Genomic DNA, 21,428 nt, shown 5'->3' with positions numbered 1-21,428 from the left:
TTACGTCAGCTCGGAAGGCTCCACAGCCGATTCGCGCGAAGGGATGGCAAGCCGCCGGACGACGTCGTCGTACCGCGCCTGATCGGCGGCCGCGCGGGCGTGCGCCCGCTCCAGTTCCTCGGCGAGAGCCGTCGCCCGGGCTTCGGCGAGGCTTCGGGCCGTGTGTTCTTCCGCGAGCGACGTCCGAAGCCCGGCCGAGTCCTTTTCGGACACCGTCGCCCGCGTCTTGGTCTCGTCGAGCCGGTCCCGCAGTGCCGCGAGTTCCGCGGCCGCCCTGGCCAGTGCCGTGTCGCGCTCGGCCAGCTCCGTGGTCAGCCGTGACTTCTCCGCACGCAGTGTCCGGAGCTCCGCGAGCAGCTCATCACGGGCACGTTCCGCCGCGACGGTCGCGGCTTCCGCGGCACCGCGGGCTCGTTCGTGGGCGGCGACCTCGGCCCACGAACGCTGCCGGGTCTCCTCCGCGTCCTTCAAGGCCTGTTCGGCGGCACGTTCCGCCTTGACCTTGGCCGCCTTGTCGTCGCGGGACGCGGCCACCGCGGCCGCACGCGCGGTGTCGGCCTTCGCCATCGCCTGCTGTGCGTCCTCCGCCTCGCGCCGGGCCGCCGCCGCGTCGGACTCCGCTTCGGTCACCCGGCCCAGCGCCGCCTCTCCGGCGTCGTCGAACCGCGAACGCATCGCGTCCAGCAGTTCCACGAGCGACGCCGCCGTCGGCGTGAACTCGTCGGCGATCCGGCGGACCTCCAGCAGCGGATCGGCCACGCTCGCCACCGCGGCCGCCCGCCGGGCCCGCGAGGCGGCGTCGGCGTGGGCCTTGCCGCAATAGGCCGAGGGACGGCCACCCTTGCGTTTCCCCTCGGCGTCCACCGCGGGTGGGGGCAGAGGATTCTCGCAGCCTTCCAGCGCGCACAGCCGGACCTCGTCGGCGTCCGTATCGATCACCGCAGCAGGGTAGCGCCGCCGCTCCGCCGATAGGGTCGCTGACATGCGTGTCCTGTTCACCTTCGCGGGCGGTAACGGCCACTTCCGGCCGCTGCTCCCCCTCGCCCACGCGCTCGCCGGGGCGGGGCACACGATCGCGTTCACCGGCGAGCCGCTGATGGTCCCGATCGTCGAGGCGGCCGGGTTCACCGCGTTCCCGTCGGGACCGAACCTCGGCAGTGACGGCGCACGCCGCCCGCTGCTCCCCGTCGACAGGGACCGCGAGGACAGCGACCTCCGTGACGGTTTCGTCCGCCGCACGGCGCCCCAGCGCGCGAAGGACGTCATGGCGCTCTGCCAGAGCTGGGAACCGGATCTGCTCGTATGCGACGAAGCCGATCACGGCGCGATGATCACCGCCGAACGCCTCGGCCTCCCACATGTCACCGTCCTGGTGACCGCGGCCGGCGTCCTCATCCGCGCCGGACTGATCGACGACGCGCTCAACGAGGTCCGCGCCGCACACGGCCTCCCGCCGCAGCGAAATCTGGAGATGGCATACCGCCACCTCGTGCTTTCGCCGTTCCCCGCGAGCTTCCGCGATCCCCGGTTCCCGCTGCCGCCGACCGCACGCCCGTTCCACAGCCCGCTTCCCGCTCGCGGACCGGCGCCGGAGTGGTACGTCGAAGACCGCCCCACCGTCTACTTCACCCTCGGCACCATCTTCAACACCGAATCCGGCGACCTGTTGGCCCGGGCACTGGCCGGACTGCGGGAGATCGACGCGACCTGTGTGGTCACCGTCGGGAACCTCATCGATCCCGCCGAGTTCGGCCCTCAGCCCGAGCACATCCACCTCACGCGCTACCTGCCGCAGGACGACGTCCTCCCGTACTGCGACGCCGTCCTCAGCCACGGCGGTTCGGGCAGCCTGCTCGGAGCGCTCGCCCACGGGCTGCCGATGGTGCTGCTCCCGATGGGCGCCGACCAGCCCCACAACGGCGATCGGGTCACCGAACTCGGGCTCGGCACCGTCCTCGACGTCATCGGCGCGACACCGCAGGACATCCGCGACGCCGTGACCACGGTGCTGCGGGAACCGTCCTACCGGGAGGCGGCCGGGCGGTTGCGGGACGAGATCACCGCGTACCCGGCGCCGGAGACGATCGTGCCGCTGCTGGAAGGCCTCCTCCGGTGACCGCCGAACTCGACGCCGCGATCACGCGGGCGTTCCGTGTGGAGTCGGGACAGGTGATCGCCACCCTGATCCGGGTCACCGGCGACTGGGACCTCGCCGAGGAATGCCTCCAAGAAGCGTTCGCGCTCGCGTTGCGCACCTGGCCCCGCGACGGAGTCCCGGCGAAACCCGGCGCCTGGCTGACGACGGCGGCGCGCAACCGCGCCACCGACCGGATCCGGCGAGAAGCCGTCGGCGCGGCGAAACTGCGCGAGGCCGCCGAACTGCACGTCCCCGCCGAACCGGAGTGGGACGAGAGCGGTGTCCACGACGACCGGCTCCGGCTGATCTTCACCTGCTGTCATCCCGCGCTGCCGCTCGAAGGACAGGTCGCGCTCGCGTTGCGGACCCTGGCCGGGCTCACCACCGCCGAGATCGCCCGCGCCTTCCTCGTCTCCGAGGCGACGATATCGCAGCGCCTGGTCCGGGTGAAACGGAAGATCCGCACGGCGGGCATCCCGTACCGGGTCCCGCCCGCGGAGCTGCTGCCCGAACGCACGGCCGCGGTGCTCGGGATGCTGTATCTGCTGTTCAACGAGGGCTACTCGGCCAGCGCCGGCACCGACCTGCTCCGGCCCGACCTGTCCGCGGAGGCCATCAGGCTCGCCCGGATCCTCGCGAGTCTGATGCCGGGTGAACCGGAGGTCCTCGGGCTGCTGGCCCTGCTGCTCCTGCACGACGCCCGCCGTGCCACCCGCGTCGACGACCAGGGCACGCTCGTCTCGCTCGAAGACCAGGACCGTGGCGGCTGGAACACCGCCGAGATCGCCGAGGGCACGGAACTGCTGGAGACCGCACTGCGCCGCGGTGTCGCCGGGCAGTACCAGATCCAGGCCGCCATCGCCGCCTGCCACGCGACGGCCGCCCGCGCCGCCGACACCGACTGGGCGCAGATCGCCGCCCTCTACGGGGAACTGCTGCGGTTCGTGCCCTCACCCGTCGTCGAACTGAACCGCGCGGTCGCCGTCGCCATGGCCGAGGGCCCCGAAGCCGGGCTCGAACTGGTTGACAAGCTCGCCGCGGACGGCGCTCTCCCCGGATACCACCTGCTTCCCGCGACCCGCGCGGACCTGCTCCGGCGGCTCGACCGGCTCGGCGAGGCCGCCGACGCGTACCGCGAGGCACTCGCGCTCGCCGGCACCGACGCCGAACGCGCCTACCTGTCGGGAAAACTCGCCGACATCTCCTGACGCCCGGTTGTCTGTCCGCGGCGTCACCGTTCGTCGGTGGGCGACAAGTCCTGAATAGAGGAAGGGGCCATCCGATGGCCGTTCTCGACGTCCCCGGCGCCCGGCTGCACCACACCGTGACCGGCAGCGGTCCGGTGCTGCTGTGCATTCCCGGTGGCGCGGCCGATTCCGCCATGTTCGCGCCGATCGCGAGCCTGCTCGCGGAGCACTACACGGTGATCACCTACGACCCGCGCGGGATCTCCCGCAGTACCCTCGACGATCCGGATGGGGAGCAACGGATCGAGGCCCACACCGACGACGCGCTGCGCCTGCTCGACAGCGTGAGCGCGGAACCGGCGGTGATCTTCGCGTCCAGCGGTGGGTGCATGCAGGCGTTCGATCTCGTCACCCGCCATCCCGGGCGGGTCAAGACGCTCCTGGTGCACGAACCACCGCTGACGGCCCTGCTGCCGGGCCAACCCGAGGGTGACCCGGACGAGTTGCAGCGCCTTCATCGTGAACACGGCATCGAGGCGGCGATGGCGAAGTTCATGGCCGACGCCGGTTTCGAGCTGGACGTGAGCGCGTTCCCGCCGGAGATGCGGAAGAACATGGAATTCTTCGTCGTGCACCTGATGAACATGATCGGGGACTACACCCCGGACTACGAGGCGCTGAAGGCGTCGGACACCCGCATCGTCGTCGGCGTCGGGAAGGACTCGGCCGGGCAGCCCGCGCACGAGGCGGCGGTGCTCGCGGCCGCCCGACTCGGCGTGGAGCCGACCTACTTCCCCGGCGACCATGGCGGTTTCGCCGCCGAGGCCGCCGCGTTCGCTCCGCAGGTCCTGGCACTCCTCGACGCCTGATGTCAGGCGCGGACGTGCACGATCAGCCCACCCACCAGAGCGCCGAAGCCGCCGATCGCGGCCAAGGTCCGGACGAGGTTCCAGCGTTCCCAGACCCCCTCGAACTTCGCCCGCAGCGCCGCGAAGTCGGTGTTGTCGCGGTCGAAACCCGCTTCGAGCGCGTTGTTCAACGGCACGTTGATCGCCATCGTCACGATCAGCATCACCAGCAGCAGGGCGAACCCCGTGATGAGCCACGGCAGCGCGGGCCGCAGTTCCGCCCGGAAGTGCAACGCCGCCGCGACCGCCGCGAGCAGCGGAGCACCGCCGAAGCTCAGCCCGAACCAGCCGTTGAGGATCGCGATGTTGATCTCCCGCATCCCCGTCACGTACGTCCTGGCGTCCGCGCGCCCCAGCCCCGGCATCACCGAGCACGTGTAGGCGTAGAACAAGCCGGCGATCAACCCCGCCGTGATGACGGCCGCGATCAGGACGATCTCGCTCAGCGTCGCCATTCCTGTCGCCTCCCTTCCGATTCCAGCTCGTCTCATCGATTCCAGGCCCCGGTGGCCACCGCTTTCGCGGCGTATTCGGAGAAGTCCTTGGCGGGCCTGCCCAGCACCCGCTCGACATCACCGGTGAGCGAGGAGTTCCGGCCGTCGAGGATGCGCGTGAACAGGTCGGTCAGGCCCTCGATCTCCTCCTCCGGCACGCCCTGTTCGGCCGCGCCCGCGGCGAATTCCGCGGCGGAGACCGGAACGTACCGGACATCCCGCCCGGAAGCCTTGCCGATTTCCGCCGCCACGTCCGCGAAACCCAGCAACCGGGGGCCGGTCAGCTCGTACACCTCACCGCCGTGCCCGTCGGTGGTCAGCGCCGTCACCACCACGTCGACGATGTCCTCGACGTCGATGAACGGCTCGGTCACCGCCCCGGCGGGCAGCACGATCTCCCCGGCGAGCACCGGCTCCAGCAGGAAGTGCTCACTGAAGTTCTGCGCGAACCAGCTGGCCCGCACGACCGTCCACTCGGCACCGGAGTCCCGTACCCCTTGTTCGCTGACCACGGCTTCCTCTTCGCCGCAGCCGGACAGCAGGACCAGCCGCCGGACACCGTGGTCCACGGCCAGCTTGGAGAAGTCGCGAATCGCTTCGGCGGCACCGGGGAAGGCGAGGTCGGGGTAGTAGGTCAGGTAGGCGGCGCCGATCCCGGTGACCGCGGCCGTCCAGGTCGAGCGGTCGTCCCAGTCGAACACCGGCCGCGAGGCCTTCCGGACGTCGATCCCGAGGTCGGTCAGCCGCTGCGCGACCCGGCTTCCGGTCTTGCCCGTCGCGCCGAGGACCAGGACCGTCTCGTTGTTCTTCGTGTTCGTCATGGCACTAGTCAAGCGCCTACGAATGAGACGGAACATAGTTCAAAGCCTCTGTTCCATGTTTCATCGTCTAAACTTGCGGCATGGATCCCCTCGCCGGCCTGCTCGACGGACCCCGCGCCCGCGGCGCGTTCCTGCTGAAGTCGGTCATGACCCCGCCGTGGTCGCTGCGGATCGAGGACGAGGCGCCGCTGACGGTGATGGCGCAGGTGCGCGGTGAGTCCTGGGTGGTGCCCGACCACGGGGACGCCGTCCACCTCGGCACCGGCGACATCGCCATCGCCCGCGGTCCGGACCCGTATCTCGTCGCGGACGACCCGGCCACCCCACCGCAGGCGATGATCCTGCCGGGACAGGAATGCCTGACCCCGGACGGGAAACACCTCACCGAGCTGTCGGATCTCGGCGTCCGCACCTGGGGCGACGATCCGGACGGCCCCGTCGTCCTGCTCACCGGCACCTATCCGCTGGAGGGCGAGATCAGCAAACGGCTCCTCAACGCGCTTCCGTCGTTGCTGGTCGTCCGGGACGAGGAGTGGGACAACCCGCTGGTGACGCTGCTCGCCGGCGAGATCGTCAAGGACACGCCCGGCCAGGAAGCCGTCCTGGACCGCGTGCTCGACCTGCTTCTGGTCGCCGCGTTGCGGACCTGGTTCGACCGGTCCGACGCCGCGGCACCCGCCTGGTATCGCGCGCACAGCGACCCCGTCGTCGGACGCGCGCTGAAACTGTTACAGCACAAGCCTTCCGAGCCGTGGACCGTGGCGAGCCTCGCGGCCGACACCGGGGTGTCCCGGGCCGCGTTCGCCCGGCGGTTCACCGCCGCGGTCGGCGAGCCACCGATGGCCTACCTCGCGAGCTGGCGGATCGCGCTCGCCGCGGATCTCCTGCGCCAGCATCCCGACGTCACGATCGGCGCGGTCGCCCGGCAGGTCGGCTACGGCAGCTCGTTCGCACTCAGCACCGCGTTCAAACGCGAACACGGCGTCAGCCCGCAGCGTTACCGCGCCGGCGTCGCGTAACGCTCGACCAGTTCCGCGCCGATGCGGGCGAGTTCCTCCTGGACCGACTCCGGGCCCAGCACCTCGATCATCGAGCCCCAGCCCGCGAGCTGCTGCGCGATCATCCACGCCACCGGCGCCGACACCGTCACCCGCACGCGCCCGTCTTCGAGCTTCTCCTCGACACGTGCCTGCCGTCCGAAATGGTCCTGGAGGATCGGCAGATGCCGCTCGGCGATGAGCACGGTCGCGTCCAGCCCCGCCCGGCGTTGCTCGACCTGGTCGACCACCTGCTCCCACGCTTGCGACAGTTCGAAATCGTCCGGCCGTCCCGCGGGCAGGTCGCTGACCTCGGCGTCGGACATGCGATCGACGCGGAAGGTGCGCTGACCCTTCTCGGTGCCCGCGATGAGATACCAGATGTCGTCCTTGTCCACGAGCCCCCAAGGATCGACGACCCGCTCCACCGGTTCCGCGCCCTTCTTCGCGTAGCCGAACCGGACCTTGCGGCGGCGCACGATCCCGGACTGCAGCACGGTGAGCAGTGCGGGCCGCTCCTTCTCCCGCTCACCCCACCGCGACGGATCGACGACGACCGCGTCCGCCGCGGCTTGCGCGTCGGCGCGGAACGTGTCCGGCAGAGCCCGGACCAGCTTCCGCAGCGCGGATTTCACCTCGGGCGAGATCGACGCGGCCGGACCGGCGAGCAGGAACAGCGCCTGAGCCTCCGACGCCGACAGTCCACTGAGGTCGGTCCGCGCGCCGCCGACGAGCGACCATCCGCCGCCCCGGCCGGGCTGCGGGTACACCGGGACACCCGCGGCCGACAACGCCTCGAGGTCACGCCGGGCGGTGGCGACCGAGATCTCCAGCTCGTCCGCCAGTTCGGAAGCCGTGACGCGGCCACGCGCCTGCATCAGCAGGAGGGTGGCCACCAGGCGATCGGCACGCATGGCGCCCAGTCTCGCAGGCAAACCGCTCACCCGGTGAACACTTTGCGGCACCGACTTGACCTTCACACCGATGTCAGGCCCTACGGTCACCGCACCCCACCCAGAAGGAGAAGCACATGGCAGGCGCAGTGATCATCGGCGCGGGACCGGGCATCGGCCGCTCGGTCGCGCACCGCTTCGCCAAGGAAGGGCTGCCGATCACCCTGCTGGCCCGGCAGTCGGCGACCCTGGAACCGCTGGCCGCCGAGCTGGGGGCCGCGCTGGCGCTCACCGCCGACGTCACCGACGAGACTTCCCTCAAGGCCGCACTCGACACCGCCGCGCGGGAGCACGGCACACCCGACGTCGTGGTCTACAACGCGGCGATCATCCAGGCCGACACCCCCGGCGAGCTGTCCGTCGAACGGCATCTCGCGGCGTGGTCGGTCAACGTCGTCGGAGCGATCACCACCGCCGCCCACGTCGCGCCGGGGATGGCCGAGCGCGGATCGGGCACGATCATCGTGACCGGCGGGATGCCCGAAGCCGTACCCGCCTACACGAGCCTCTCGCTCGGGAAAGCGGGCGTGCGAGCGCTGGTTTCCCTGCTGGACAAGGAATTCGGCCCCTCAGGTGTGCACGTCGCCACGGTGACCGTCGCCGGTCCCGTCGCGAAGGGAACCCCGTTCGACCCCGACGACATCGCCGAGCACTATTGGCGGCTGCACACCCAGGCACGAGGCGACTGGGAGCACGAGATCGTCCACACGGGGTAGCGGGCCTACCAGTGCGCCGGATGGGACAGCGAGGCCGGCAGTTTCGTCGTCGCGTCACCCTTCGCCGCGTCCAGTTGCGACTGGAGCAGGAAGAGCGTGTCCCGGAAATCCGCGCCGCGCAGGTCGGCGTCCCGCAGGTCCGCCCCGGTGACGTCGGCCTGCCGGAGATCGGCTCCCCGCAGGTCCGCGCCGATCAGATACGCCCCTCGCAGCAGCGCGCCACGCAGATTCGCTCCCTTGAGCTTCGCACCGATGAGGTCGGCGCCGCGCCGGTCCTTCTTCTTACCCGGCACCGCGGCACGGACGAGTTCGCTCGCGCGCAGCAGCAGCCCGTTCACCGCGCCCCGATGCGAGTGGACGTCCAGCTTTCGCAGCACGCCGGGCGTGTCCAGCGTCATCCGCTCGGTCCGGTCGATCATCTCGGCCAGGTCGTCACGGATCGACGCGGACGTCGGCAGCGAAGCCGCCTCAGTGAGGTAGTAGAGCAGTTCCTGCAGATCCCGCATCACCGGGAAGACCGCGAACATCGTTTTCGCCGTCTTCGGCGACTTCCGCCAGTCCTCACCGTCGAAGGTGACCTGGGAAACCTTCTGGCCCGCGCCGAAGCAGTCATAGACCGTGCAGCCGGTGAAGCCCTTCTTGCGGAGCTTGTCGTGAATGCCGCACCGGGAGTCCTCGCCCAGGTTCGGGCACGCCTGGCCCGCCGGTTTGGTGATCGCGAAGTCGGCCGAAGCCGCGAAGGCCGGGACGACACAGCACAGGCCGAAGCAGTTCTCGCAGTCGGCTCGCAGGCTGGAAAGGGCTGGCACGGTGGTTCGGACTCCAGAAACTCGGCAAGGTGTTCCAGCCACAGGGTACGGAGAGCACTTTCCGTGCAGGGCACCCGCCGCCAATGGCCGCCAGACGAAGGTCGGGCCCTGCCCCATTCAGTCGATTCGGACATGTCACGCGCTCAATAACCTCGATCCCCGTGGGATTCGGCAGGTGCCGTCCCATGCGGTCGAGCTGGACCGCCTTTCCGCCGCTGTGGTCTTGACCGGCCGGTCCCCTGCGAACGACAGGACGAACACATGCGAGAGACGAGACAAGCGCGTTGGCTGTCACGCGCCGGAATGGCGAGCGCGGTCGCGGTGGCGATCAGCGTCACCGCCGCTCCCGCGCAAGCCGCCGAAGGACAGATCCTCGCCGCGGGATCCGCCGGAGCGATCCCGAACAGCTACATCGTCACGCTGAAGGACACCGGCGTCGTCGCCGCGCTGGCGAACCGCTTCGGCGCGAAGGTGGAGCAGGTCTACAGCAGCTCGCTCAAGGGCTTCTCCGCGACGCTGTCGGAGCGGCAGGCCAAGCGGCTCGCCGCCGACCCGTCGGTGGCGTCGGTCGAGCAGAACCAGGTCGTCCACGCCGACGCGACCCAGAACAACCCGCCGTCCTGGGGTCTCGACCGCGTCGACCAGCGCAACCTCCCGCTCGACAACAAGTACAGCTACACCAGCACCGGCGCGGGCGTGAACGTCTACGTCATCGACACCGGCCTGCGGATCAGCCACCAGACCTTCGGCGGCCGCGCCCGCAACGGCTACGACTTCGTCGACAACGACGCCGTCGCGCAGGACGGCAACGGCCACGGCACCCACGTCGCCGGCACCATCGCCGGTTCGCAGTACGGCATCGCCAAGGGCGCGACCGTCTACGGCGTCCGCGTGCTCAACAACTCCGGCAGCGGCACCACCGCCGGGGTCATCGCGGGCATCGACTGGGTCACCAAGAACCACGTCAAACCGGCCGCGGCCAACATGAGCCTCGGCGGCGGCGCCTCCAGCACCCTCGACGACGCCGTCCGCCGGTCGATCGCCGCGGGTGTCACCTACGGCGTGGCCGCCGGGAATTCCAACTCGAACGCGTCGGGCTTCTCCCCCGCCCGCGTGACCGAGGCGATCACCGTCGGCTCGGCCACCAACACCGACGCGCGCTCCAGCTTCTCCAACTACGGCAGCGTCGTGGACATCTTCGCGCCGGGCACGAACATCACGTCGTCGTGGAACACCAACGACACCGCGACGAGGACGATCAGCGGCACTTCGATGGCGACCCCGCACGTGGTCGGCGTCGCGGCCCGTTTCCTGCAGAACAACAAGAGCGCCACGCCCGCGCAGGTGGCCACCGCGTTGATCAACGCGGCCACGCCGGGCAAGGTGACCAACCCGGGCTCCGGTTCGCCGAACCGGCTCCTGTACTGGGCGCCGACCGCGTGACCTGAGTCCTCGTGAGTGGTAAGGACGGTTAGAACCGTCTTTACCACTCACGAGGGGCGTGACTTCGCCGTACGAGCCTGAGTGATCAACCCTTGTGCCGGTCAGATGCCTCGAGCGTGGCGGCACATGCCTGCTTTGTGCCTATAAGTCCAGTTTTGCGCGGGGTCGTGAGTGGCAAAGAGGGTTAGAACGACCATCACCACTCACGACCCCGCGGGCAATACTGCGCAAAGTGCCCGAATCGGGCGCTTTGATCTCGAAGAGTGACCTTTTTGGACAGTCCAAGGGGCGTGCCAGGCATCGGTGGCGAGCCACCACTCACAAGACGTGCCCCAGCGACGCCGCTACAGCACCTTCCGAATACTCGGCACCACCGCCGCGAGCCCGGCGGCGTTCGGGTGCAGCGGGGCGAAGCTGTTGTTCACCACCGACGGAATGAGCCCTTCGATCCACTTGACGCCGATCGGCTGGCAGGCGTCGTGCCCGATGCTCGGCGTCCGGATGTCGACGTACTTCGCACCGTGCGCGGCGGACTGCTCGGCCATCCGCGCGTTGAGCCGGTCGATGTTGGCCTGGATGTAGTCGGCGTCCTGCGGCAGGACCGGGACGAGCGGCCAGCAACCGCCGGACTTGATCCCGGTCGGGTAGCCGACCATGACGATCTCGGCCCGCGGGGCGCGCTGGCGGATCTGCTCGATGACCGTGCCGTAGGTCGCGGCGAAGGCGTCGATCTTGGTGGCGTACTTGTCCACCCCGCCCGTGGTGTTGGCCGCCTTGCACGACGCGCCCACCGGCAGCAGGTTCACGCACGACGTCGCGAGCCCGACCAAGCCGACGTCGTTGCCGCCGATGCCGACGGTCACCAGTGTCGTGTCGGCCGAGAGCGCGTCGTACTGCGGTGGGTTCGTGCCGGAGATGATGCCCTTTTGCGGATTCCTGAAATGGGATGTGGTCGCGGCGCCACAGGTGACGTCGCGCAGTTCGTCGACGTCGATCTGCTTCGCCAGCAGGCCCGCGTAGTTGATCGCCGACCGGGCGCAGGTGAACAGATCGGACTGCGGCAGCACCACCGAGCCCGCCGAGAACGAGTCACCCATCGCGACGTACACCTGCCGCTCCGCGGCGAGGGCCGGTGTCCCGATTCCGACGAGGGTCAGTGCGGTGCCCGCCACCGCGGCGATCCGGGCGAGTCTTCCCCAGCGTGTCATGCCGCCTCCTGCATGCGTCGTCGAATGCTGCGGTCAGCGTCCGCCGCGCCGGGGAGAACCACTAGAACGGAGGCGCGCGTTCTTGATCGGAGTTTTGTAGGTTCCCTCTATGACGAAGGCGTCGGCACAGCCCTGGCGCGGACTCGACGCCTCGGTGCTGACCCGGCTGGAGCCCGACACCGCCGCGATCGCGTCCGCCGCGATGGACCAGGTCCGTGCCGGGCTGCGGACCCCGCTCGACGACCGGACCGCGGCGAACCTCCAAGTCACCCTCGACGTCGCGTTGCACGCCTTCTTCAGCGAGATCGGCCACCCCGACGTCACCACCGACCGGGAGCTCTACCGCGCGCAGGGCCGGGCCCAGCACACCGCGGGCCGCAGCCTCGAGGAGATGCTCGGCTTCTACCAGTCCGCCGCGCTGGGCGTGTGGCGGCAGCTGGCCTCGGCGGCGCCGGCGGTGGATCTGCCGACCCAGGCGATCGTCGAACTCGGTGAGGCGCTTTTCGCCTTCATCGCCGAGCTCTCCGCCGCGGCGGCCGACGGATACGCCGAAGCCCGCTCACAGGCGGCGCGGGCCGGGCAGGCGCGGCGGGACCGGCTCCTGGGTCTCCTGCTCGCCGAACCGGCCGCGTCCAGGGACCTGCTCGACGACGCCGCGAGCCAAGCCATGTGGGTCCTGCCCGGCAGGCTCGTCGTCGCCGTCACCAGCGCCGACGTCGCCCCGCAGCTGCTGGACCGGATGCCGGGGCGGGTGCTGGTCGGCCGCCACCACGACCTGACCGCCGTGGTCATGCCCGCCGACCGGCTCGAGTGGTACCTCGGCCGCCTGCGGGACCTGCTCGGCCACGACCAGGCCGGGGTGGGCCCGATCGTGCCGCTTCGCTCGGCCGCGCTCAGTGCCCGCCGGGCGAGCGCGCTGTGGCGGCTGACCCGCACCGGCGCACTCGGCGACAGTCCCCTCGTCCACACCACCGAGCACCGCATCGATCTGCTGCTGACCGCCGATCCCGAACTCGCCGCCGAGTTCTCGAAAGACGTCCTCGCGCCGTTGGCCGGTCTGCCGGAACCGGCACGGCAACGGCTCACTTCGACCCTCGCCGCCTGGCTCGCACGTCCTGATCAGCCGCAGGCGATCGGCGTCGAACTGCACGTCCACGTCCAGACCGTCCGCTACCGCATCCGGCAGTTGCGGACGTTGTTCGGCGGCACGATCGACGATCCGGCCGGCCGCTTCGCGCTCGCGATCGCACTCAGGATCGACCCGCTGGTATCGAGGGAACCTACAAAACCATCAGAGCGGAGCGTCCATCCGCTGCGTCCCGACGACCGATAGCAGCCGCAACGCGTTCTCCGACGGAGTGCCGGGGTCGGCGGTGTAGATCACGACCTGCTGGTCACGGTCGCTGATGTCGAGGACGTCGCAGTTCACGCTGACCGGGCCGACCACCGGATGCCGGAACGTCTTGCACAGCGTGGGTGCGGCGCATACGTCGTGAGCGGCCCACAGGCGGGCGAACTCCTCGCTGCCGTCGAGGAGTTCCCGGATCAGGCCGGCGACTTCGGGGTCGTCGGGATACCGGGCGGCGGTGGCCCGCAGGTTCCGGACCGCGCTCGCCGCGAATTCGTCCACATCGGACACCCCGTACAGCCGCCGCCCTTCGGGCCGCGGCCCGAGGAACGCGCGGCGCACGAGGTTGCGGTCCCGCCGCGGCAGCGCGGAAAAGTCCTCCATCAGCGCCGCGGCGAGGTCGTTCCAGGCGAGCACCTCGTAGGTCGCCGACAGCACGATCGCCGCTGCCTGCGGAAGGCGGTGCAGCAGCGCGAGAATGCTCGGCCGGACCTCCCGTGACGGGCCGGGCGGCGGCCCCGGCGGCGCGCCGGCGAGATGGTGCAGGTGATCCCGTTCCACATCGGACAGCCGAAGCGCCCTGGTCAGCCCGCTCAGCACCTCACGCGAGGGCCGAGGACCGCGCGCCTGCTCCAGGCGCGTGTAGTACTCGGTCGAGATGAACGCCAGCTGCGCCACCTCCTCGCGCCGCAGGCCCGGGGTGCGGCGGCGGGGCCCGGCGGGAAGGCCGACGTCGGCAGGGGTGATCCGTTCGCGCCTGCTGCGCAGGAACTCGGCCAGTTGTCGTCTGTCCACCACTCCAGTGTGGACGATGGCGGTCCGTCAGCCAGGTACCGCCGATGCCTGGATAAGCGCCGAGGGCGGGAGAACTCTCGGTGCCATGACCAACACAACGACTGTTTCGGGCCTGCTCGACGGCAAGGTCGCCTTCGTCACCGGTGCCGGCCGCGGGATCGGCGCCGCCGCCGCGCGGCTGTTCGCCAGGGAAGGCGCCCGCGTCGTGCTCGCCGCCCGCACCGAGTCCCAGTTGAAGGCCGTGGCCGAGGAGATCCGCGCGGAGGGCGGCGTCGCCGACCACGTGGTGTGCGACCTCGGCGACGCGTCGAGCATCCGCGCGGCCGTCGACCGCACGGTGGAGCTGCACGGCAGGCTCGACGTCGCGTTCAACAACGGCGCGACCAACGTGCCGCCCGGCCCGATGCACCAGGTGACCGAAGCCGATTTCGACCGTATCTACGCGGTGAACCTGAAGGGTCCGTGGCTGGCGATGGTCGCCGAGATCGAGGCGATCCGGGCCACCGCGAAGACCGGGGCCATCGTCAACAACACCAGCGTCGGCAGCCTGATGGCCAACCCGGAGCTCCCCGCGTACGGCGCGATGAAACGCGGCGTAAACAGCCTCACCGCCTCGGCCGCCACCACTTACGGTCCGGAAGGGATCCGGATCAACGCCGTCGCGCCCGGCACGACGCTGACGGAGATGTTCAACGAGTGGGTCGAGAGCTCGCCGGACATCCTGCAGCGGCTCAACGCGCAGACCCCGCTGGGTCGCGTGGCCGAGCCCGAGGAGATCGCGCAGGCCGCGGCGTGGTTGCTGAGCGATCGCGCCTCCTACGTGACCGGGACGGTCCTGCGGGTGGACGGCGGCATGCTGTCCTGAACCCCGGGCAGGGGTGGGTGATGCGGGGGAACCGGCGTCGGCCTTCCGGCGTCTGAACGCGCACGACCCACCCTGACCTGGGGTTGCCCGAGGAGAAGCCGATGCCGTTCCTGGATCCCGAACCGCTCTACGCCAAACTCACGTCGGGGGACGCGGCGGGCATCGCCGAAGTCGGCGCCACCATCGCCGACGCCAAGACGTCGTTGCAGACGGTGGCGGACGGGATCTCCGACGGCGCCCTGCGAGCGGCCCGGTCCTGGCGCGGCACGGCGGCGGCGGAGTTCGTCGGCAAGGCGAAACAGTCCTCGCACACCGTCGCCGAGGTGTATGCCCAGCTCAACACCGCAGAGGCCGCGGTCAAAGGCGCCGCGAAGGCGTACTCCGCGCTGCGGACGTCAGCCGACACCGCGATCGGCCCCTGGCGCAAGCTCGGCCTGATCGACCTGCTCGAAGCGCCGGAGATCGCGATGAAGACGATCCGGGCGCTGACCGCCGCCCAGCAGACCTATGAAAGCAGGCTCACCGCGCTGGCGGCCACGACCGACGGCGGCGGAAGCGAGGGCTGGGACAGCGACGGCAACGCCGACATCAGCGGCGTCAACCCAGGCGAGCCGTGGACGTCCCAAGGTCTGGCCTACGACGGCGAGAACCTGTTGCTGGGCTCGTACCACGACGGTGATGGGGACGGCTCCGGCGACAACCCCATCGGGCCCGGACTGACGCCGAGCAGGCTGACCTACGTCGACTACGAGACCGGAGTGGAAACAGGGAACGTCTACCTCAACGGCAACGGCGAGGTCGGCTCGCCCACCCACACCGGCGGTGTCGCGACGGACGGCAAGCACGTCTGGGTGTCGTCCAACGGATACGTGTACGTCTACGACAAGGCCGAACTCGATGCCGCGCAGAACAGCGGAAAACCGGTCGACGCCGTGGACGTGGTCGACACGCCCGCCCACAGCTACGTCACCTACGCGCAAGGCAAACTCTTCGTGGGCGACTACGGCAACAACCGGCTCTACGAAGTCCCCGTCGGCCCGGACGGTTCACCCCGGCCGGACGAGGCAGGGGATCCGATCGAGACACCGAACAACGTCCAGGGCGTCGTGGTGCGCGACGACGAGTTCATCTTCTCATCCTCGGATGGGCACAGCGGCAAGTTCTACCGGCAGGACCGGACGCCGGAGTGGTACGACTTCAACGATCGCGAAGAGATCGAGCTGAAGGGCGGCGAGCCGGGCAACGAAGACGGCTACGACTCCCACGGCGTCGAAGAGGCCGTCGAGATCGACGGGGAGATCGTGCTGGCGCACGAATCCGGCGCCTACGGCTACCAGAAGAACCCGGGCTCGAAGTGGGACGAACCGGAGCTGACCAGGATCTCCCTGGACGAACTCGGGCTCGACCCCGACGGCGCGCTCTCCCCCGGCGACGCCGGATACGAAACCGATCCCGACTCGCTCGTCGGTGCCGCGGGCGTGCTGGACGGCGCGACCTCGACGTTGAGCACCGCGGCCGGCGCGATGTCGCGGCTGCAACTGGTGCCGCATCTGCTCGGCGACGTGCCGGCTGCCACCACCTTCAGCGACACGCTCACCAAATACGTCACGGCGGCGGGCGACCGGCTGACGGCGGGAGTGGAGGCGGTCGGCGGCATCGCGGACAGCCTGGTCACCGGGGCGGATACGTATCGGCGCGTCGAGGACGGAGTCAAGGAAGGGCTGGAAAGGCTCGGCGGTCTGATTCCGTAGATCGCTTCCGGCGATCACTCGGGTGACTTCGGGGCTGTTTCGCCGTCGCCGAGGAGAATCGTCAGAAGGTCTTGCCGCAGTGACGTCGACGGTTCCTCTGTCGCGGCGAGGGCACGGTGACGGATGAGGGTCAGCGTCCTCGCGGCCTGGTCGCGCGATACCTGGGATTCGGTGATCTGCTGCTGAGCCGCGGCGAGTTGTCCGCGCGTGGCGGTCAGCTCCGCCTGAACGTCCGCGAGCCGTGCTCGGGATGCGGTTTCGTGTGCGGTTCGCTCGGCGAGAGCCTCCTGGTAGCGGGCATCGAGGGCTCGGAGTTGCTCACGCACGGCGTCCACCTCCGCGGTCAGCTCGCGCTTCTGCGTTTCCAGGAGCCGCTCCCACGTCTTCCGACGCTCGTCCGATTCGGCCAACGCGGTCCGTGCCGCGTCTCGTTCCGCGGTCCGCGTCGCCAGCTCCTCACCGCGAGCGGCGAGCGTGGCAGCCAGCTTGTCGGCGCGTGCTCGCTGTTCCTCTGCCTCCTCGGTGACTTCCTTCGCGCGCTGGGTGATCACCGCGGTGGCCGACTCCGCTTTCGCCTGAGCCAGCTGAGCTGTGGTCCGGGCCGTGACCGCCTCGTCCGCGGTCGCCTTGGCCAGGAGCTCGGCTTGCTGAGCCGTCCGGGCCGCTTCCGCCGCTGCCTCGGCGGCGGCTTCGGCATCCGCTGCTCGTGACAGTGCGGCGTCCCGTTGCCGGTCGGCTTCTGCCGCGGCTTCGTGGGCGGCGTCGGCTTGACCGACGGCCGCCGCGATCTCGTCCCGCAGATGGGCGGTGACCGCGTCGAGCGCGTTGCTCAACGTACGGAGAGGGCCGGTGAGCGCGGTGGCGGCCTGATCGAAGGCCTGCCCGGCGTCCGTCAGCGCCGCCGACGGCACACCCTCGTCGCCCAGCGCCTCCCGTAGTGCCTGCTCGGCCGCGGCCAGCTGCTTGCAGCTCTTCCCGCCGGGCCACGTCCGGTCCGGGCAGAACTCGTACGGCCTTCCGCCGCGCGGCCCGGGCGGAGGCAGCGGCTCCCGGCACTTGCGAAACCCGCATCGCGCCTGCTCCGGCGCTTGTTCCTCCGCGTACTCGATCATGCCCGAAGCATACCTTGTATGTTACGTAACCCCTAACTGAGGTATCAATATCCATAACCTCAACCTAACTTAGCTACAGAAGATGCATTTTGTAGCTAAGTTCGGATTCAGCTCTCAGGCCTTCGAAAACCGGCCGTGACCCCCCTGAAAATGGGCCGGATTGGCCGACCTGAAAACGCGTTTGCCGTTACCGCCGGTAACACGTTCTGTCGGGCATGTCAGGTGACCACCTCGTTTCGTCACGGTGACGATGGGCTCGGTTCCTGCGTTCTCGTGTACCTGGCACAACCACTACGGTGATCCGCATGATCGACCGGAGCCCGGAGGGCAGCCGACAGTGAAACTCCTGTCCGGCCCCGATTCCACCGCCGTCTCCCCCGGAGAAACCGTGGGAGACGACGCAGTCTGGCCGGGAGTCGCGGATCCGGCCGGTCTGCTTTCCGGCATCACCGAGTGGCTGACCGGATACGGCAACCACCAAACCCGCCGCACCTACGCGGAAGGTCTTGGACTGCCCGTGACCACCGCCGACATCGGCGCCTGGCTGCGGCCGCGGACCGGCGCCCAGGATCAGTGGGCCGACGCCGTGGCCGACTACGCCCAGGCCGTCATCATCCCGCCGGCGGCCAATCCGGCGGGCCGGGCTGGACCTCCCCCAGCGAGCCGGGGCCGGTTACGGGCCTGCCATTGGCTGCGGTGGTGCGCGGCCAACGGGGTGGACCCGGCGGTGGCGACATCGGCACAGGTGAAGACGTGGCTAAGGGATCTGGAGTCGGCGGGAGCGGCGCCGTCGACGCGGGACCGGATGCTGGCGACAGTGAAGACCATGTACTCGTCGCTGGCCGACGCGGGTCTGGTGGCGGCGAATCCGGCGGCGCTGGACCGGAGGCGGCTGGGGCTGACTGCGGCGGCGGCGAGCACGTCGACGACGGTCACCTTGACGACCCGGCAGGTCGCGGCATTGCACCAGGCGGCGGGGACACCGCGGCGGGGCGCGAGTGCCTGCGATGTCGCGCGCTCGGTCGCGATCGTCGCGTTGTTCACGCTCGGATTGCGGGTCAGCGAGCTGTGCGGGCTCGACGGCGCCGACCTGCACGTCACCCGGGGGCGGCGGGCGCTTCGCGTACACGGTAAAGGCGGGAAGGTCCGCGTCGTCTATCTGAGCGTGCCCGCAGAGCGCGCGCTGATGGACTATCTGGCGCTGCGCACGGACGGCACTGGGACCGAGGTGGTGACCGGTGCGGGCCGTCGCACCCGGAACTCGGACCTACCCCTGCTGGTGACCCGTGGCGGACGCCGGTTCTCCCGGCAAGCGATCTGGCAACTCCTGCGCCGTATCGCCGCGGCCGGCGGCCCGGACCTGGCCGACGTCGCCGAGGCGATGCACCCCCACGCGCTGCGGCACTTCTACGTGACCGCCGCGGTCGAGGCCGGAGCCTCGCTCGAACACGTGCAGGCCGACGTGGGGCACGCCAGCATCGACACGACCAGCGGCGTCTACGACCACGCGGCCCGTGACCCGGCGCGCAGCGCGGTCGACCTTGTCGCCGACGCCTGGCACGTCGAGGGCGCCTGACCTGGCTCTGTCAGCCGAGGGACGCGCTCGCGGCGCGCAGTTCGTCGAGAGCCTTCAGCAGATAGGTGGCGAAGTCGTCCTCGGGTGGGCGATCACCTTCGGACCATTCGGCGTACCCCCGCTTGAAAGCGAGGACTCCGAGTTCACTGGCGAGGGCGGCCGTCGGATCGGGCACGCCGCGGGCAACGAGGGCGGTGGTCATGGCGGCGGCGAGGCTGACACTCTTGAGGGCGTCTCGTTCCTGAAGCTCGGCGCTCGCGGCGACCGCGGCCTTCAGTCGCGGGGCGACCTCCCGGCTCATCGGGCCCATCGCGGTCGACGCGCGGACGAGACCCGCGGCGACCGCCTCGAGCGGACTGGCTTCGGCGGGCGCCTCGGCGATCCCTTCGGCCAGTAGCCGGCTCAGCGTTTCCTGTCCGGCGACCAGCAGTTCCCGTTTGTCGGGGAAGTGCCGGAAGAAGGTGCTCTTGGTGACGCCCGCACGCTCGGCGATCTGCACGACCGTCGTGGCGTCGTAGCCCTGCTCGGTGAACAGGTCGACGGCCGCCACGACGAGGCGTTCGCGCGCGTCCGGCTCCCATCGGCCCATGGCGTCATTCTATGTGATGGGACTCTTATCCCGTCAGGCTGGTATGGTGATGAGACAAGAGTCCCATCACTTACGGGAGAGTTCATGCACGTCTTCGTCACCGGCGGCACCGGCCTGATCGGATCCGCCGTGGTCGCCGAACTACTCGGCAACGGTCACACCGTCCTGGCACTCGCCCGCTCCGAGGCTTCGGCTCAGGCCGTCTCGGTTGCCGGCGCCGAGCCGATCCGGGGAGGTCTGGCCGATCTCGACGTTCTGCGGACCGCCGCCGCCCAGGCCGATGGCGTGATCCATCTGGCTTTCGCCAACGACTTCAGCAGCCCCGAAGCCGTGGCGAGCGCAGTCGCCGAGGAAAGCGCCGCCCTCGCCGCTCTCGGCGAGGCACTCGTCGGCACCGGCCGCCCTTTCGTGACCTGTTCGGGTACGCCCGCCACACCGGGGCGCGCCTCCACCGAGATCGACCCGATTCCGACCGACGGGCCGGTCGGCGGTCGCGGTCGCGCGGTCACCGGGGTCCTGGAGCTGGCTTCACGCGGAGTCCGGAGCTCGGCCGTCCGCCTGCCGAGAACGGTCCACAACGAGGGTGCGGGCGGGTTCGCCGGCGTGCTGACCGGGATAGCGCGCCAGAGCGGAGTGTCGGGTTACCCGGGTGACGGCAGCCAGCGGTGGCCTGCCGTGCACGCCCTCGATGCAGCAGTCCTCTTCAGGCTCGCGCTGGAGAAGGCCGAAGCCGGTACCGCCTGGCACGCCGTTGCCGACGAGGGCGACCAAGTGCGCGACATCGCGGCGGTCATCGGCAGGCGTCTGGGGCTGCCCGTCGAGTCCGTTCCGGTGGAGACCTACGGCCCCCTCGGCGTCATCTTCGCGGCCGACCAGCCCTCATCCAGCGCCCACACCCGCGAGGCGCTCGGCTGGACTCCCCGGCACCCGAGTCTGCTGAAGGACCTGGAGAACATCCGGCCATCCGGCTAGTCGGCATCGAGGACGAAGAACAGGAAACTCAGGAAGGCGGTCTTGCCCGCGAGCTCTTCCGGGAAGCGTTCCCGCGCGCCCGGCGCCGGAGGCGGCTCGCTGACGACGGCCGTCCGGAAACCCGCCGCGGTGAAGGCGTCGGTCATCGCGTGCAGCGGCCGGTGCCAGTACGTCAGCACGGCTTTCTGGCCGGCGAAGGTGTATTCGTCCGACCACTTCACGGTCTTGAAGTAGTCCGCTTCGGGGTCGATCAGCTTGTAGATGATCGGATGGTTGACGGCCATGATCAGCCTGCCGCCGGGTTTCAGCACGCGCCGGATCTCGGCCAGCGGCGCCGTCCAGTCTTCGAGATAGTGCAGGACGAGGGCGGCGATGACGTCGTCGAAGGCGCCGTCTGGGAAGGGCAGCGGCTTGCTGATGTCGGCGATGCGCAGTTCCGCGTCGTCGCCGAGGCGTTTTCGGGCCAGCTCCAGCATTTTGGCGCTGGAGTCGACGCCGGTCACGATGGCGCCCCGATCGCGCAGTGCCTCGAACAGCGGGCCCGCGCCGCATCCGGCGTCGAGAATCCGCCTGCCGGTCACGTCACCGGCGAGATCGAGAATGGCGGGCTTTGTGTAGTAAGCGTTGACAAGGCTGGTCTCGTTCTCGGCCGCGTAGGCCTCGGCGAAGGTGTCGTAGTCGTTTTCCACGGGAGTGCTCGACATACA

21 protein-coding genes are annotated in these 21,428 nt (G+C 69.9%); 11 read left to right on the top strand and 10 right to left on the bottom strand.

Translation table 11 applies throughout. The annotated features are described in order from the left end of the window. Nucleotides 1-939 (bottom strand): hypothetical protein, encoded by a 939-nt coding sequence (locus AORI_RS60735; RefSeq protein WP_016334295.1) that lies wholly within the window; start codon nt 937-939, stop codon nt 1-3. Between the two features lie 43 nt (nt 940-982). On the opposite strand from AORI_RS60735, the gene AORI_RS60730 reads away from it, so the two are divergent. From AORI_RS60730 to AORI_RS60720, 3 genes are all read left to right on the top strand, one after another. Beyond that, entirely contained in the window at nt 983-2,116 is a 1,134-nt protein-coding gene (locus AORI_RS60730) for a glycosyltransferase (protein WP_016334294.1), read from the top strand. Further along, a complete protein-coding gene (locus AORI_RS60725; RefSeq protein WP_016334293.1) occupies nt 2,113-3,345 on the top strand; it encodes an RNA polymerase sigma factor in 1,233 nt (410 codons plus the stop codon). The genes AORI_RS60730 and AORI_RS60725 overlap by 4 nt, the downstream gene beginning before the upstream one ends. Nucleotides 3,346-3,419: 74 nt before the next feature. Then, nucleotides 3,420-4,193 carry an alpha/beta fold hydrolase gene (locus AORI_RS60720; protein WP_016334292.1) on the top strand — a complete coding sequence of 258 codons (774 nt, stop codon included), beginning with the start codon at nt 3,420-3,422 and terminating at the stop codon, nt 4,191-4,193. 2 nt (nt 4,194-4,195) lie between these two features. Here AORI_RS60720 and AORI_RS60715 read toward each other — a convergent pair whose 3' ends face one another. Beyond that, nucleotides 4,196-4,687, bottom strand: a complete 492-nt coding sequence (locus AORI_RS60715) for an anthrone oxygenase family protein (protein WP_016334291.1) — start codon at nt 4,685-4,687, stop codon at nt 4,196-4,198. Between the two features lie 32 nt (nt 4,688-4,719). Beyond that, nucleotides 4,720-5,547: a Rossmann-fold NAD(P)-binding domain-containing protein gene (locus AORI_RS60710; RefSeq protein ID WP_016334290.1), complete on the bottom strand. Its 828-nt coding sequence runs from the start codon at nt 5,545-5,547 to the stop codon at nt 4,720-4,722. Nucleotides 5,548-5,627: 80 nt separating this feature from the next. Here AORI_RS60710 and AORI_RS60705 point away from each other — a divergent pair, with 80 nt between their 5' ends. Then, nucleotides 5,628-6,566 (top strand): AraC family transcriptional regulator, encoded by a 939-nt coding sequence (locus AORI_RS60705; RefSeq protein ID WP_016334289.1) that lies wholly within the window; start codon nt 5,628-5,630, stop codon nt 6,564-6,566. Here AORI_RS60705 and AORI_RS60700 read toward each other — a convergent pair. After that, on the bottom strand, nt 6,545-7,498 hold the full coding sequence (locus tag AORI_RS60700; RefSeq protein ID WP_016334288.1) for a helix-turn-helix transcriptional regulator: 954 nt from the start codon (nt 7,496-7,498) through the stop codon (nt 6,545-6,547). The genes AORI_RS60705 and AORI_RS60700 overlap by 22 nt on opposite strands. Before the next feature lie 116 nt (nt 7,499-7,614). Between AORI_RS60700 and AORI_RS60695 the strand changes: the two genes are divergently transcribed. Beyond that, nucleotides 7,615-8,253, top strand: a complete 639-nt coding sequence (locus AORI_RS60695) for an SDR family NAD(P)-dependent oxidoreductase (RefSeq protein ID WP_016334287.1) — start codon at nt 7,615-7,617, stop codon at nt 8,251-8,253. 5 nt (nt 8,254-8,258) lie between these two features. Here the strand turns inward: AORI_RS60695 and AORI_RS60690 are convergent, their stop codons facing one another. Continuing rightward, complete coding sequence (locus AORI_RS60690; protein ID WP_016334286.1) at nt 8,259-9,062, bottom strand: pentapeptide repeat-containing protein; 804 nt, start codon at nt 9,060-9,062, stop codon at nt 8,259-8,261. A 261-nt stretch (nt 9,063-9,323) separates the two neighbouring features. Between AORI_RS60690 and AORI_RS60685 the strand changes: the two genes are divergently transcribed. Further along, entirely contained in the window at nt 9,324-10,505 is a 1,182-nt protein-coding gene (locus AORI_RS60685) for a S8 family peptidase (RefSeq protein ID WP_338024056.1), read from the top strand. Between the two features lie 344 nt (nt 10,506-10,849). Here the strand turns inward: AORI_RS60685 and AORI_RS60680 are convergent, their stop codons facing one another. Next, nucleotides 10,850-11,713, bottom strand: a complete 864-nt coding sequence (locus AORI_RS60680) for an SGNH/GDSL hydrolase family protein (RefSeq protein ID WP_016334284.1) — start codon at nt 11,711-11,713, stop codon at nt 10,850-10,852. A 109-nt stretch (nt 11,714-11,822) separates the two neighbouring features. Here AORI_RS60680 and AORI_RS60675 point away from each other — a divergent pair, with 109 nt between their 5' ends. Next, on the top strand, nt 11,823-13,046 hold the full coding sequence (locus AORI_RS60675) for a PucR-like N-terminal domain-containing protein (RefSeq protein WP_016334283.1): 1,224 nt from the start codon (nt 11,823-11,825) through the stop codon (nt 13,044-13,046). Here the strand turns inward: AORI_RS60675 and AORI_RS60670 are convergent. Beyond that, nucleotides 13,005-13,856, bottom strand: coding sequence for a helix-turn-helix transcriptional regulator (locus tag AORI_RS60670; protein WP_043848831.1), 852 nt, complete (start codon nt 13,854-13,856; stop codon nt 13,005-13,007). The two genes, AORI_RS60675 and AORI_RS60670, sit on opposite strands and share 42 nt — an antisense overlap. Nucleotides 13,857-13,941: 85 nt before the next feature. Here AORI_RS60670 and AORI_RS60665 point away from each other — a divergent pair, with 85 nt between their 5' ends. Both AORI_RS60665 and AORI_RS60660 read left to right on the top strand, forming a co-directional pair. Next, a complete protein-coding gene (locus AORI_RS60665) occupies nt 13,942-14,721 on the top strand; it encodes an SDR family NAD(P)-dependent oxidoreductase (RefSeq protein WP_016334281.1) in 780 nt (259 codons plus the stop codon). A gap of 101 nt (nt 14,722-14,822) precedes the next feature. Then, entirely contained in the window at nt 14,823-16,472 is a 1,650-nt protein-coding gene (locus tag AORI_RS60660; RefSeq protein ID WP_016334280.1) for a WXG100 family type VII secretion target, read from the top strand. 14 nt (nt 16,473-16,486) lie between these two features. Here AORI_RS60660 and AORI_RS60655 read toward each other — a convergent pair whose 3' ends face one another. Further along, nucleotides 16,487-17,584: a coiled-coil domain-containing protein gene (locus tag AORI_RS60655; RefSeq protein ID WP_016334279.1), complete on the bottom strand. Its 1,098-nt coding sequence runs from the start codon at nt 17,582-17,584 to the stop codon at nt 16,487-16,489. A 388-nt stretch (nt 17,585-17,972) separates the two neighbouring features. On the opposite strand from AORI_RS60655, the gene AORI_RS60650 reads away from it, so the two are divergent. Continuing rightward, nucleotides 17,973-19,160 carry a tyrosine-type recombinase/integrase gene (locus AORI_RS60650; RefSeq protein WP_228688385.1) on the top strand — a complete coding sequence of 396 codons (1,188 nt, stop codon included), beginning with the start codon at nt 17,973-17,975 and terminating at the stop codon, nt 19,158-19,160. 10 nt (nt 19,161-19,170) lie between these two features. Here the strand turns inward: AORI_RS60650 and AORI_RS60645 are convergent, their stop codons facing one another. Next, nucleotides 19,171-19,749: a TetR/AcrR family transcriptional regulator gene (locus AORI_RS60645; protein WP_016334277.1), complete on the bottom strand. Its 579-nt coding sequence runs from the start codon at nt 19,747-19,749 to the stop codon at nt 19,171-19,173. Nucleotides 19,750-19,833: 84 nt separating this feature from the next. On the opposite strand from AORI_RS60645, the gene AORI_RS60640 reads away from it, so the two are divergent. Beyond that, complete coding sequence (locus tag AORI_RS60640) at nt 19,834-20,721, top strand: SDR family oxidoreductase (RefSeq protein WP_016334276.1); 888 nt, start codon at nt 19,834-19,836, stop codon at nt 20,719-20,721. On the opposite strand, the gene AORI_RS60635 is transcribed toward AORI_RS60640, so the two are convergent. Next, complete coding sequence (locus AORI_RS60635; protein ID WP_043848830.1) at nt 20,718-21,425, bottom strand: class I SAM-dependent methyltransferase; 708 nt, start codon at nt 21,423-21,425, stop codon at nt 20,718-20,720. The two genes, AORI_RS60640 and AORI_RS60635, sit on opposite strands and share 4 nt — an antisense overlap. Nucleotides 21,426-21,428 lie beyond the last annotated feature (3 nt).

The organism is Amycolatopsis keratiniphila, assembly GCF_000400635.2.
Lineage (GTDB): Bacteria > Actinomycetota > Actinomycetes > Mycobacteriales > Pseudonocardiaceae > Amycolatopsis > Amycolatopsis keratiniphila.
This window is presented reverse-complemented; position numbering and strand designations above follow the sequence as displayed.